Raw genomic sequence first — 410 nt, 5'->3', positions numbered from 1 at the left:
CCTGGAACATCGGGTGGCCGGTGCCGACGCCAACCCCTACCTGCTACTGGCAGCGGTGCTGGCAGGCGTTCATCACGGGCTGACCAACAAGGTCGAGCCGGGCGCGCCGATCGAAGGCAACTCCAACGAGCAGATGGAGCCGAGCCTGCCGAACAACCTGCGCGACGCCCTGCGCGAACTGGACGACAGCGAGATCCTGGCGAAGTACATCGATCCGAAGTACATCGACATCTTCGTCGCCTGCAAGGAAAGCGAGCTGGAGGAGTTCGAGCACTCGATCTCCGACCTCGAGTACAACTGGTACCTGCATACCGTCTGAGGTAACGGTATCGGCGCGCCGGTCCTGGGCCGGCGCCGTACGCAGCGAAATCCGGGGCGGTTTCGCAGACACTCAACGCGGGGGCGTCTGT

Annotated in this window: 1 pseudogene; it reads left to right on the top strand. The window is 63.9% G+C overall.

The features are described from left to right. Positions 1–319 (top strand): annotated as a pseudogene (locus tag FLO80_RS24045) (glutamine synthetase family protein); the annotation flags it as partial. Between the last annotated feature and the right edge of the window lie 91 nt (positions 320–410).

This window comes from Aquicoccus porphyridii (assembly GCF_008369105.1).
Taxonomy (GTDB): Bacteria; Pseudomonadota; Alphaproteobacteria; order Rhodobacterales; family Rhodobacteraceae; genus Aquicoccus; species Aquicoccus porphyridii.
The sequence above is the reverse complement of the archived record's forward strand: the minus strand, read 5'-3'. Positions and strand labels throughout refer to the sequence as shown.